The organism is Streptomyces sp. NBC_00568 (assembly GCF_026341855.1).
Taxonomy (GTDB): domain Bacteria; phylum Actinomycetota; class Actinomycetes; order Streptomycetales; family Streptomycetaceae; genus Streptomyces.
Map to the genome: position 1 here is coordinate 2,425,329 of NZ_JAPENW010000001.1, position 12,420 is coordinate 2,437,748.

Consider the following 12,420-nt stretch of genomic DNA (forward strand, 5'->3'; position numbering starts at 1 on the left):
GATTCAGCGACCCCTTACAGCTTCATCAGGCTGGCGTCGTCGACCGAGGCCGAGTGGCGGGAACGGAACAGCGACACGATGATCGCGAGCCCGACCACGACCTCCGCGGCGGCGACGACCATCGTGAAGAAGGCGATGATCTGGCCGTCGAGATTGCCGTGCATACGGGAGAAGGCGACGAAGGCGAGGTTGCAGGCGTTGAGCATGAGCTCGACGCACATGAACACCACGATCGCGTTCCGCCTGATCAGCACACCGGTGGCGCCGATCGTGAACAACAGGGCGGCGAGATAGAGGTAGTTGACCGGGTTCACTTGGACGCCTCCTCCGTCTTCGTGCGCTCCAGACGCTCTTCGGCACGCTGCTCCAGCGCCTTCAGATCGCTCAGCGCGTCGGCCGACACGTCACGGATCTGGCCGCGGTCGCGCAGCGTCTTGCTGACGGTCAGCTCGGACGGAGTGCCGTCGGGGAGCAGGCCCGCGATGTCCACCGCGTTGTGCCGGGCGTAGACACCCGGTGCCGGCAGCGGCGGTACGTGCTTGCCCTCGCGCACACGCTCCTCGGACATCTCGCGCTGGGTCTTGGCGCGCTCGGTGCGCTCGCGGTGCGTCAGCACCATGGCGCCGACGGCGGCCGTGATGAGCAGGGCGCCGGTGATCTCGAAGGCGAACACGTACTTCGTGAAGATGAGGGCGGCGAGGCCCTCCACGTTGCCGTTCGCGTTCGCCTTGGCCAGGCCGTTGAAGTCCTTGATCGACGCGTTGCCGATACCGGCGAACAGCAGGACTCCGAAGCCCAGTCCGCAGACCAGGGCCAGCCAGCGCTGCCCCTTGATGGTCTCCTTCAGCGAGTCCGCCGCGGTGACACCGACGAGCATGACGACGAAGAGGAAGAGCATCATGATCGCGCCGGTGTAGACGACGATCTGGACGATGCCCAGGAAGTACGCGCCGTTGGCGAGGTAGAACACCGCCAGGATGATCATGGTCCCGGCGAGGCACAGCGCGCTGTGCACGGCCTTCCGCATGAAGACGGTACACAGGGCGCCGATCACCGCGACGGTGCCGAGGACCCAGAACTGGAAGGCCTCTCCGGTGGAGGTGGAGTACGCGGCCAGGTCGGTCATGCCCCCGCCCCCTCTCCGGCAGCCGTGCCCGACGGGCTCGCCGAGGGACGCAACTCGCCCTTGGAGACGGCCACCTGGCGCTCCGTGCCGGGCGCCGCCTCCGTCACCAGACCCTGGTAGTAGTCCTGCTCGTCCGTGCCCGGGAAGATCGAGTGCGGTGTCTCGACCATGCCTTCCTCGAGTCCGGCGAGCAGCTGCTCCTTGGTGTAGATCAGGTTGGCGCGACTGCTGTCGGCGAGCTCGAACTCGTTCGTCATCGTCAACGCGCGCGTGGGGCACGCCTCGATACACAGGCCGCACAGGATGCAGCGGGCGTAGTTGATCTGGTAGACGCGGCCGTACCGCTCGCCCGGGGAGTAGCGCTCCTCCTCGGTGTTCTCCGCGCCCTCCACATAGATGGCGTCCGCGGGGCAGGCCCAGGCGCACAGCTCACAGCCGATGCACTTCTCCAGGCCGTCCGGATGACGGTTGAGCTGGTGCCGGCCGTGGAACCGCGGCGCGGTGGTCTTCTGCTGCTCCGGGTACTGCTCGGTCAGCCGCTTCTTGAACATGGCCTTGAAGGTCACGCCGAAACCGGCGACCGGGTTCTGGAAACCCGGTTTGGTCTCCTTCGGCTCCTCAGCCATCGGACCCCTCCTTTCCGTCACGAGATCCGGCAATCGATCCGTCACTCGCAGTATCGGACCCGCCACTGACAATCAACTCCCGCTCCCGGCGCGGGCGGCGCCGGGGCACCGGCGGCAGCTCCTGGCCGGGCAGCGGGGGTACGGGGAATCCACCGGCCATCGGGTCGAAGGCGGCCGGCTCGGCGGGTGCTTCCTGAGCCCCCCGTTTGTCGCGGAAGATGTCCGCCGCGAACGACAGCAGCAACAGGACGAGGACGCCTCCGCCGACGTACAGGGCGATGTCCGCGAAGTCGTAGTTCTCGTTCCGCAGCGTCCGTACCGTCGCGACGAGCATCAGCCACACCACGGAGACCGGGATGAGGACCTTCCAGCCCAGCTTCATCAACTGGTCGTAGCGCACGCGCGGCAGCGTGCCGCGCAGCCAGATGAAGAAGAACAGCAGCAGCTGCACCTTCACCACGAACCAGAGCATCGGCCACCAGCCGTGGTTGGCGCCCTCCCAGAAGGTGCTGATCGGCCACGGGGCCCGCCAGCCGCCCAGGAAGAGCGTCGTCGACACGGCCGAGACCGTCACCATGTTCACGTACTCGGCGAGCATGAACAGCGCGAACTTGATCGACGAGTACTCGGTGTTGAAGCCGCCGACCAGGTCGCCCTCGGACTCCGGCATGTCGAACGGGGCCCGGTTGGTCTCACCGACCATCGTGATGATGTAGATGAGGAACGACACCGGCAGCAGGACGATGTACCAGCGGTCCTGCTGCTGCTCGACGATCACCGAGGTCGACATCGAGCCGGAGTAGAGGAACACCGAGGCGAACGCGGCGCCCATGGCGATCTCGTACGAGATCATCTGCGCACAGGACCGCAGACCGCCGAGCAGCGGATAGGTGGATCCGGAACTCCAGCCGGCGAGCACGATCCCGTAGATGCCCACCGAGGCCACCGCGAGGATGTACAGCATCGCGATCGGCAGGTCGGTGAGCTGCATCGTGGTGCGCTGGCCGAAGATCGAGATCTCGTTGTCCGCGGGCCCGAAGGGGATCACCGCGATCGCCATGAAGGCCGGGATGGCCGCGACGATCGGCGCGAGGACGTAGACCACCTTGTCCGCGCGCTTGACGATGAGGTCTTCCTTGAGCATCAGCTTGACGCCGTCGGCGAGCGACTGGAGCATCCCCCAGGGCCCGTGCCGGTTGGGACCGATGCGCAGCTGCATCCAGGCGACGACCTTGCGCTCCCACACGATGGAGAACAGCACGGTCACCATCAGGAAGGCGAAGCAGAACACCGCCTTGACGACGACCAGCCACCAGGGGTCACGGCCGAACATCGAGAGGTCTTCAGCAGCGAGGTACGGCGTCATGCCTCCACCTCCTTGGGAGCCTCGGCGGCGACGGTCGCCGGACCGATGCGGACGAGTGCGCCGGGCAGCGCCCCGGTGTCGGAGGCGACGCCCTTTCCGCTCGAGTTCAGCGGGAGCCAGACCACGCGGTCGGGCATCTCGGTGATCTGCAGCGGGAGTTCGACCACTCCGGCGGGACCGCTCACGGCGAGGACGTCGCCGTTCTTGACCCCGGCCTCGGCGGCCGTGGCGGCCGACACGCGCGCGCGTGCGGCGTGCCGGGTCCCGGCGAGCGCGTCGTCGCCCTCCTGGAGGCGCCCTCGGTCGAGCAGCAGCCGGTGCCCGGCCAGGACGGCCTCACCGGCGGCCGGACGCGGCAACTGCACCCCGGTCTCCAGGGGTTCGGTGGCGTGCGGCCCGTCCCAGGCGCCGAGCCGGTCGAGCTCTCCGCGCGCGGTGCGCAGATCCGGCAGCCCCAGGTGTACGTCCATGGCGTCGGCCAGCATCTGCAGGACGCGCGCGTCGGCGGGTGCCAGGCGCCTGGTCATCTGGTCGGGCTTGAGCGCCGCCTCGAAGGAGCGGACCCGGCCTTCCCAGTTGAGGAAGCTTCCGGCCTTCTCCGCGACAGCGGCGACCGGCAGGACGACATCCGCGTGCTCGGTGACCTCACTGGGCCGCAGTTCGAGCGACACCAGGAAGCCCACCTCGGACAGTGCCGCACGCGCGCGTGCCGGGTCGGGAAGGTCGGTGACCTCCACGCCCGCGACCACCAGCGCCCGCAGCTCTCCGCCGGCGGCCGCCTCCACGATCTGGCCGGAGTCGCGGCCGTAGCGGTGCGGGAGTTCGGAGACGCCCCAGGCGGCCGCGACCTCGTCCCGCGCGCGCGGGTCGGTGGCCGGGCGCCCGCCCGGCAGCAGCGACGGAAGCGCGCCCGCCTCGATCGCGCCGCGCTCCCCGGCCCGGCGCGGAATCCACACCAGGTGGGCGCCGGTGGCGGAGGCGGCCCGCACGGCGGCGGTGAGCCCGCCCGCCACGGCGGCCAGCCGCTCACCGACGGCGATCACCGCGCCCTCGGCGCGCAGCGCCTCGGCGGCCTTGGCTCCGTCGCCCTCCAGGCCGACGCCGCTCGCGAGCGCGTCCAGCCACTCGGTCTCGGTGCCGGGCGCGGCCGGCAACAGCGTGCCGCCCGCCTTCTCCAGGCCGCGTGTGGCGTGCGTGGCGAGCGAGAAGGTCTTCTGACCGTGCCCGCGCCATGCCTTGCGCAGGCGCAGGAAGACGCCGGGCGCCTCCTCCTCGGACTCGAAGCCCGCCAGCAGGACGGCGGGCGCCTTCTCCAGGGAGGTGTACGTGACGCCCGTACCGTCGAGATCCTTTCCGCGGCCGGCGACCCGGGCGGCCAGGAAGTCGGCCTCCTCGGAGCTGTGCACGCGCGCGCGGAAGTCGATGTCGTTCGTGTCGAGGGCCACGCGCGCGAACTTGCTGTACGCGTAGGCGTCCTCGACGGTGAGCCGGCCGCCGGTGAGGACACCGGCACGGCCGCGGGCCGCCGTCAGCCCCCGTGCCGCGGCCTCCAGGGCCTCCGGCCAGGACGCGGGCTCAAGGACGCCCTCGGCGTTGCGCACCAGGGGCGTGTCGAGGCGGTCGCGCTGCTGCGCGTACCGGAACCCGAACCGCCCCTTGTCGCAGAGCCACTCCTCGTTGACCTCGGGGTCCGGGGCCGCGAGGCGCCGCATCACCTTGCCGCGCCGGTGGTCGGTGCGCGTCGCGCAACCGCCGGAGCAGTGCTCGCACACGGAGTGCGAGGAGATGAGGTCGAAGGGGCGCGAGCGGAAGCGATACGCCGCCGACGTGAGCGCGCCCACCGGGCAGATCTGGATCGTGTTCCCGGAGAAGTACGACTCGAACGGGTCGCCGTCACCGGTGCCGACCTGCTGGAGCGCGCCCCGCTCGATCAGCTCGATCATGGGGTCGCCGGCGATCTGGTTGGAGAAGCGGGTGCAGCGGGCGCAGAGCACGCACCGCTCGCGGTCGAGCAGCACCTGTGTGGAGATCGGGACCGGCTTCTCGTACGTCCGCTTCCTGCCCTCGAAGCGGGACTCGGCGTTGCCGTGCGACATCGCCTGGTTCTGCAGGGGGCACTCGCCGCCCTTGTCGCAGACGGGGCAGTCCAGCGGGTGGTTGATGAGCAGCAGCTCCATCACCCCGTGCTGCGCCTTCTCGGCCACCGGCGAGGTGAGATGCGTCTTGACGACCATCCCGTCCGTACAGGTGATCGTGCAGGACGCCATGGGCTTGCGCTGGCCCTCGACCTCGACGATGCACTGGCGGCAGGCGCCGGCCGGGTCGAGGAGCGGGTGGTCGCAGAACCGGGGGATCTCGATGCCGAGTTCCTCGGCGGCCCGGATGACCAGGGTGCCCTTGGGCACGCTGATCTCGACGCCGTCAATCGTCAGCGAGACGAGATCCGCCGGGGGGACCGCCGCTTCCCCGCCTCCGGAGGGAGCGCTGGTGGTCACTGTCATGCGTTCACCTCCGTGTGCTTGTCCGCCCAGGCCGTCGACCTGGCCGGGTCGAAGGGGCAGCCGCGGCCCGTGATGTGCTGCTCGTACTCCGCGCGGAAGTACTTGAGCGAGGAGAAGATCGGCGAGGCGGCACCGTCGCCGAGGGCGCAGAAGGACTTGCCGTTGATGTTGTCGGCGATGTCGTTGAGCTTGTCGAGGTCGGACATCACGCCCTTGCCGGCCTCGATGTCGCGCAGCAACTGCACGAGCCAGTACGTCCCTTCGCGGCAGGGCGTGCACTTGCCGCAGGACTCGTGGGCGTAGAACTCGGTCCAGCGGGTGACGGCGCGTACGACACAGGTCGTCTCGTCGAAGCACTGGAGTGCTTTCGTGCCGAGCATGGAACCCGCGGCGCCCACTCCTTCGTAATCAAGAGGGACGTCGAGATGCTCGTCGGTGAACATCGGGGTCGAGGAGCCGCCCGGCGTCCAGAACTTCAGCCGGTGGCCGGGGCGCATCCCGCCGCTCATGTCGAGGAGTTGGCGCAGCGTGATGCCGAGCGGGGCCTCGTACTGGCCGGGGCTGGCGACATGACCGCTGAGCGAGTAGAGCGTGAAGCCCGGAGACTTCTCGCTGCCCATCGACCTGAACCATTCCTTGCCCTTTTGGAGAATGGCGGGAACTGACGCGATCGATTCGACGTTATTTACAACAGTTGGGCACGCATAGAGGCCCGCGACAGCGGGGAAAGGGGGACGGAGCCGCGGTTGTCCACGGCGGCCTTCGAGCGAGTCGAGCAGTGCGGTCTCTTCACCGCAGATGTACGCGCCCGCGCCCGCGTGCACGGTGAGCTGGAGGTCGAGTCCGCTGCCCAGGATGTTCTCGCCGAGGAAGCCCGCCTCGTAGGCCTCACGTACGGCCTCGTGCAACCGCCGCAATACGGGGACCACTTCACCGCGGAGATAGATGAAGGCATGCGAAGACCGGATGGCATAACACGCGATCACAATGCCCTCGATGAGGCTGTGCGGGTTCGCGAAGAGGAGCGGGATGTCCTTGCAGGTTCCCGGCTCCGACTCGTCGGCGTTGACAACTAGATAGTGTGGTTTGCCATCGCCCTGCGGAATGAACTGCCATTTCATTCCCGTGGGGAATCCCGCCCCGCCTCGGCCGCGCAGTCCGGAGTCCTTGACGTACGCGATCAGGTCGTCCGGCGACATGGCGAGTGCCTTGCGCAGGCCCTCGTACCCCTCGTGCCTTCGGTAGACGTCCAGCGTCCAGGACCTGTCCTCGTCCCAGAAGGCCGACAGCACGGGTGCGAGCAGCTTCTCGGGACTCGTTTCGTTGATCTCGGCTGCCAAGGTCATCACTCCCCCTCCTCTGCGACAGGACCCGCCGGGTGGGACGGGTCGGAGGCCGACGTGTCCTGCGGCGCGTCGTGCGAGCTCGGGTGCTCGGCGGGCCGCTGGTTCTGCGGCACCCCTCCGCCGCGCGGATGCACCACGCGCGCGGGAGCGCTCTCGCCCTTGGCCAGGCGCAGCCCCACCAGTGACGCGTGGCCCGCGCTCCCGCCGCCTTCCACCGCGCCCTCGCGCTCGTCGGGGAAGCCCGCCAGGATCCGGGCGGTGTCCTTGAAGGTGCACAGACGGGCGCCGCGGGTCGGCTCGACCTCGGCTCCCTCGCGCAGGTCGTCGACCAGGCGCTTGGCCGAGTCCACGGTCTGGTTGTCGAAGAACTCCCAGTTGACCATCACGACCGGCGCGAAGTCGCAGGCCGCGTTGCACTCGATGTGCTCCAGCGTGACCTTGCCGTCGCCGGTGGTCTCTCCGTTGCCGACGCCCAGGTGGTCCTGGAGGGCCTCGAAGATGGCGTCGCCGCCCATGACGGCACACAGGGTGTTGGTGCAGACACCCACCTGGTAGTCACCGCTCGGCTTGCGCCGGTACATCGAGTAGAAGGTCGCGACAGCGGTGACCTCGGCCGTCGTCAGACCCAGAACCTCCGCACAGAACCGCTGTCCCGTGCGCGTGACATGGCCCTCCTGCGACTGCACGAGATGCAGCAACGGAAGGAGTGCCGAGCGGGAGTCGGGGTAGCGGGCGATGATCTCGCGCGCGTCCGCCTCGAGCCGGGCCCGGACATCGGCCGGGTAGTCGGGCGCGGGCAGTTGGGGCATGCCCAGGCTGACGCCCTCGGGGGTCGTGGTCACCGGTCGACGCCTCCCATCACGGGGTCGATGGACGCGACGGCGACGATGACGTCGGCGACCTGGCCGCCTTCGCACATCGCCGCCATGGCCTGCAGATTGGTGAAGGACGGGTCACGGAAGTGGACCCGGAAGGGGCGGGTGCCTCCGTCGGAGACGACGTGCACCCCGAGCTCGCCCTTGGGCGACTCGACCGCCGTGTACGCCTGTCCCGGCGGCACGCGGAATCCCTCGGTCACCAGCTTGAAGTGGTGGATCAGGGCCTCCATGGAGGTGCCCATGATCTTCTTGATGTGGTCGAGCGAGTTGCCGAGACCGTCGGGGCCGAGCGCGAGCTGGGCGGGCCAGGCGATCTTCTTGTCGGCGACCATGACCGGGCCGGGCTGGAGCCGGTCCAGGCACTGCTCGATGATCCGCAGCGACTGGCGCATCTCCTCCAGGCGGATCAGGAAGCGCCCGTAGGAGTCGCAGGTGTCGGCGGTCGGGACCTCGAAGTCGTAGTTCTCGTAGCCGCAGTACGGCTGGGACTTGCGCAGGTCGTGCGGGAGGCCCGCCGAACGCAGGACCGGGCCGGTGGCGCCTAGGGCCATGCAGCCGGCGAGGTCGAGATAGCCGACGTCCTGCATACGGGCCTTGAAGATGGGGTTCCCGGTGGCGAGCTTGTCGTACTCGGGAAGGTTCTTCTTCATCTTCTTCACGAACTCGCGGATCTGGTCCACGGCGCCCGGGGGCAGGTCCTGGGCGAGTCCGCCGGGGCGGATGTACGCGTGGTTCATCCGCAGGCCGGTGATCAGCTCGTAGATGTCGAGGATGAGCTCACGGTCACGGAAGCCGTAGATCATGATCGTGGTGGCGCCCAGCTCCATGCCTCCGGTGGCGATGCACACCAAATGGGAGGAGAGTCGGTTCAGCTCCATCAGGAGCACGCGGATGATCGAGGCGCGGTCGGGGATCGCGTCCGTGATGCCGAGGAGCTTCTCGACGCCGAGGCAGTACGCCGTCTCGTTGAAGAACGGCGTCAGGTAGTCCATGCGCGTCACGAACGTGGTGCCCTGGGTCCACGTACGGAATTCGAGGTTCTTCTCGATACCGGTGTGGAGGTAGCCGATGCCGCAGCGGGCCTCGGTGACCGTCTCGCCGTCGATCTCCAGGATGAGCCGGAGCACGCCGTGGGTGGACGGGTGCTGCGGGCCCATGTTGACGATGATGCGCTCGTCGTCGGACTTCGCCGCGGACTGGGCGATCTCGTCCCAGTCGCCGCCGGTGACCGTATATACGGTGCCTTCGGTCGTCTCGCGGGCCGAAGCGGCTGATGCCCCGGAAGGGGTCTGCGTGCTCATGAGTACGACCTCCGCTGGTCCGGAGCCGGGATCTGGGCGCCCTTGTACTCGACGGGGATGCCGCCGAGGGGGTAGTCCTTGCGCTGCGGGAAGCCTTGCCAGTCGTCCGGCATCATGATCCGCGTCAGCGCCGGGTGACCGTCGAAGATCAGCCCGAAGAAGTCGTACGTCTCGCGCTCGTGCCAGTCGTTCGTCGGATAGACGGAGACGAGCGAGGGAACGTGCGGGTCCGCGTCGGGGGCGCTGACCTCCAGGCGGATCAGCCGGTTGTGGGTGATCGAGCGCAGGTGGTAGACGGCGTGCAGCTCGCGTCCCTTGTCGTGCAGGTAGTGGACGCCGGAGACGCCGGTGCACAGCTCGAACCGGAGGGCCGGGTCGTCGCGCAGGGTCTGGGCGACGCGGAGCAGGTACTCGCGTTCGACGTGGAAGGTGAGCTCGTCGCGGTCGACGACCGTCTTGTCGATGACGTTCTCGGGGACGAGTCCCTGTTCCTCCAGGGCACCCTCCAGCTCGTCGGCCACCTCGTCGAACCAGCCGCCGTAGGGGCGGTTGGCCGCGCCGGGGAGCCGGATCGAGCGGACCAGGCCGCCGTAGCCGGAGGTGTCGCCGCCGTTGTTGGCGCCGAACATGCCGCGCTGGACGCGGATCTCCTCGCCCTTGTCGCCTCGCTGGCCCGGGAGGTTGGAGGCGCCGAGGTCCTTCTCGGGGTTGACCCCGTTGCCGTTCGCGTCGCTCACCGCAGCAGGCCCTTCATCTCGATGATGGGAAGCGCCTTGAGCGCCGCTTCCTCCGCCTCGCGGGCCGCTTCCTCGGCGTTCACGCCGAGCTTGGAGCTCTGGATCTTCTGGTGGAGCTTGAGAATCGCGTCCATCAGCATCTCGGGCCGCGGCGGGCATCCGGGCAAATAGATGTCGACCGGGACGATGTGGTCGACGCCCTGCACAATGGCGTAGTTATTGAACATTCCACCCGATGACGCACAAACCCCCATGGAGATGACCCACTTGGGGTTGGGCATCTGGTCATAGACCTGTCGCAGCACCGGCGCCATCTTCTGGCTCACCCGGCCGGCCACGATCATCAGGTCGGCCTGGCGGGGTGACCCGCGGAAGACCTCCATACCGAAGCGGGCCAGGTCGTAGCGCCCCGCGCCGGTCGTCATCATCTCGATGGCGCAGCAGGCGAGTCCGAATGTCGCGGGGAAGACGGACGCCTTGCGCACCCAGCCCGCGGCCTGCTCGACGGTGGTCAGCAGGAATCCGCTCGGCAGCTTTTCTTCGAGTCCCATGCTTAAAGGCCCCTCAGTCCCATTCCAGGCCGCCGCGCCGCCATACGTACGCGTACGCGACGAAGACGGTGAGCACGAAGAGCAGCATCTCCACGAGCCCGAAAACACCCAGGGCGTCGAAGGTGACGGCCCAGGGGTAGAGGAAGACGATCTCGATGTCGAAGACGATGAAGAGCATCGCCGTCAGGTAGTACTTGATGGGGAAACGCCCGCCGCCGGCCGGCGTGGGGGTCGGCTCGATCCCGCACTCGTACGCTTCGAGCTTGGCGCGGTTGTAGCGCTTCGGACCGATCAGCGTGGCCATGACCACGGAGAAGATCGCAAAGCCTGCCCCGAGGGCTCCCAGTACGAGGATCGGCGCATACGCGTTCACGCTCCTCGCTCCTCTCAGTCGGCACTGACTGGTGGCGGTTCGACGAGCCTGCACCCCTGCCTCGGCAACACCGCGAGCCCCACCCGTCCCGGCGAAGATCGCGGACATGTGAAGCAGGTCACAAGCCCAACTGCCTCGCATCTTATGCCCGGCGGTCTGTGATCTGCGACACGGGGTATTGCACAAGCTTTGTGATCTCCACCACCTGACGAACGATCATGAAGTCGGATGAGCAGTGATCTTCACACGCGAAGCGTCAGGTCGATCACCAGACGTGACATTTTCGTTCATCGCCGCAGGCCGGAGGCGTCGTCTCAATATCAAGAGACTTCCGCTGCATGCAAATTGGCGCTGGGCTCACCCCCTTGATAGAGGAGCACGTTCACACTTCGGGGTGGCCGCGCGGACGGATGTGGACACGTGCACGCGTTCACGAGCGGGGGACGGCCGGGGCCGACGCGCGGGACGCGACAGCCCGGGTGACCGTTCCGTGACCTGCGCCACATCTACCTATGGGTCAGATAAGCCGGGCTTGGCCATCGGCTTCAACCGGTGGTAGGTGGCGGGCAATTCGGACGTAATACTGAAAGGCCATGATCACGGGCTCGGTGGACGGTGTCCGCAATGCCCGTTACGGCGTCAATAAAGAGTGACGCGCGACGAATTCGGCGGCCCATTGAACAACTGTGGCGCACCACACGTTTCTTGAAGGTATGAGGGAGCCCCTGGTACCGCTAGTACCCATGTCCCACACCGCACACATACGAAGCCACCGGAAACCCCGCCGCAACGCCTCGTCGCTCGCGATGCGCGCCGGAGTTGCCGGTGGCGTTCTCAGCACCCTGGCAGTGGCCGGGGCGGCGGGTTCGGCGAACGCTGCCGAGCCCGTGACGCAGACCCTCGAACTGCCCACCCTGACGGCCGACCTGGCCGCTCAGGTCGCGCAGTCCGCGGACGCCACCCAGCAGGCCGCGGCCAACTACGAGCTGCAGGCGGAGCGCGACGCGGCCGCCGCCAAGGCCGCCAAGCAGGCCAAGGCCGACCTGGCCGACGCCAAGAAGAAGGCGGAGGCCAAGAAGAAGGCCGAGGCCGCACGGAAGGCCGCGGCGGCCGAGGCCGTCTCGCGCTCCTCGGCGCGGACCGTCCTGTCCGCCGGCGCCTCGACGTCCACGAACGTCTCCGCCCCGGCCAGCGGCAGCGTCGCGACCGTGGTCGCGTTCCTCAAGGCGCAGGTCGGCGACGCGTATGTCATGGGCGGCACCGGACCCAACGCGTGGGACTGCTCCGGTCTTGTGCAGGCGGCGTTCAAGCAGGTCGGCGTCGACCTGCCGCGCGTCTCTCAGGACCAGTCGACGTCCGGTACGCCGGTTTCGCTGTCCAATCTCCAGGTCGGCGACATCCTGTACTGGGGCTCTGCCGGTTCGGCGTACCACGTCGGTGTGTACATCGGTGACGGTCAGTACCTGGACGCGGCCAACCCGTCCAAGGGTGTCGTGATTCAGGACCTTTCGGGCTACCCGGCGACGGGCGCGGTGCGCGTGCTCTGACCCGCGAGTGTCTTCCGGAGGACCGCTTCCTGTGCGGGGAGCGGTCCTTCGGGCTGTCCCGGCACAGG

12 protein-coding genes are annotated in these 12,420 nt (G+C 68.2%); 1 reads left to right on the top strand and 11 read right to left on the bottom strand.

What is annotated here, in order from left to right; translation table 11 throughout:
- Positions 1 to 14: 14 nt before the first annotated feature.
- Genes nuoK through OOK38_RS10460 form a run of 11 tightly spaced genes read right to left on the bottom strand, consistent with a single transcriptional unit; the run spans position 15 to position 10,805 of the window.
- Positions 15 to 314 (bottom strand): NADH-quinone oxidoreductase subunit NuoK, encoded by a 300-nt coding sequence (gene nuoK / locus OOK38_RS10410; RefSeq protein ID WP_004927567.1) that lies wholly within the window; start codon positions 312 to 314, stop codon positions 15 to 17.
- A complete protein-coding gene (locus OOK38_RS10415; RefSeq protein ID WP_266761575.1) occupies positions 311 to 1,126 on the bottom strand; it encodes an NADH-quinone oxidoreductase subunit J in 816 nt (271 codons plus the stop codon). The genes nuoK and OOK38_RS10415 overlap by 4 nt, the downstream gene beginning before the upstream one ends.
- Entirely contained in the window at positions 1,123 to 1,752 is a 630-nt protein-coding gene (gene nuoI, locus OOK38_RS10420; protein WP_266761573.1) for an NADH-quinone oxidoreductase subunit NuoI, read from the bottom strand. Before nuoI ends, OOK38_RS10415 begins: the two co-directional genes overlap by 4 nt.
- On the bottom strand, positions 1,745 to 3,118 hold the full coding sequence (nuoH, locus tag OOK38_RS10425; protein ID WP_266761571.1) for an NADH-quinone oxidoreductase subunit NuoH: 1,374 nt from the start codon (positions 3,116 to 3,118) through the stop codon (positions 1,745 to 1,747). The genes nuoI and nuoH overlap by 8 nt, the downstream gene beginning before the upstream one ends.
- Positions 3,115 to 5,619 (bottom strand): NADH-quinone oxidoreductase subunit G, encoded by a 2,505-nt coding sequence (locus tag OOK38_RS10430; protein ID WP_266848366.1) that lies wholly within the window; start codon positions 5,617 to 5,619, stop codon positions 3,115 to 3,117. Before OOK38_RS10430 ends, nuoH begins: the two co-directional genes overlap by 4 nt.
- The gene (gene nuoF, locus OOK38_RS10435; RefSeq protein ID WP_266761568.1) at positions 5,616 to 6,965 is read right to left on the bottom strand and encodes an NADH-quinone oxidoreductase subunit NuoF; all 1,350 of its coding nucleotides are present in this window, start codon (positions 6,963 to 6,965) and stop codon (positions 5,616 to 5,618) included. Before nuoF ends, OOK38_RS10430 begins: the two co-directional genes overlap by 4 nt.
- Positions 6,965 to 7,807: an NADH-quinone oxidoreductase subunit NuoE gene (nuoE, locus tag OOK38_RS10440; RefSeq protein WP_266761567.1), complete on the bottom strand. Its 843-nt coding sequence runs from the start codon at positions 7,805 to 7,807 to the stop codon at positions 6,965 to 6,967. Before nuoE ends, nuoF begins: the two co-directional genes overlap by 1 nt.
- Positions 7,804 to 9,144, bottom strand: a complete 1,341-nt coding sequence (locus OOK38_RS10445; protein WP_266761565.1) for an NADH-quinone oxidoreductase subunit D — start codon at positions 9,142 to 9,144, stop codon at positions 7,804 to 7,806. The genes nuoE and OOK38_RS10445 overlap by 4 nt, the downstream gene beginning before the upstream one ends.
- Positions 9,141 to 9,881, bottom strand: coding sequence for an NADH-quinone oxidoreductase subunit C (locus tag OOK38_RS10450; RefSeq protein ID WP_266761564.1), 741 nt, complete (start codon positions 9,879 to 9,881; stop codon positions 9,141 to 9,143). Before OOK38_RS10450 ends, OOK38_RS10445 begins: the two co-directional genes overlap by 4 nt.
- Positions 9,878 to 10,432 (bottom strand): NADH-quinone oxidoreductase subunit B family protein, encoded by a 555-nt coding sequence (locus tag OOK38_RS10455; RefSeq protein ID WP_266761563.1) that lies wholly within the window; start codon positions 10,430 to 10,432, stop codon positions 9,878 to 9,880. Before OOK38_RS10455 ends, OOK38_RS10450 begins: the two co-directional genes overlap by 4 nt.
- 13 nt (positions 10,433 to 10,445) lie before the next feature.
- Positions 10,446 to 10,805 carry an NADH-quinone oxidoreductase subunit A gene (locus OOK38_RS10460; protein WP_007383963.1) on the bottom strand — a complete coding sequence of 120 codons (360 nt, stop codon included), beginning with the start codon at positions 10,803 to 10,805 and terminating at the stop codon, positions 10,446 to 10,448.
- A 713-nt stretch (positions 10,806 to 11,518) separates the two neighbouring features.
- Here OOK38_RS10460 and OOK38_RS10465 point away from each other — a divergent pair.
- Positions 11,519 to 12,352 carry a C40 family peptidase gene (locus tag OOK38_RS10465; RefSeq protein WP_266761562.1) on the top strand — a complete coding sequence of 278 codons (834 nt, stop codon included), beginning with the start codon at positions 11,519 to 11,521 and terminating at the stop codon, positions 12,350 to 12,352.
- Positions 12,353 to 12,420 lie beyond the last annotated feature (68 nt).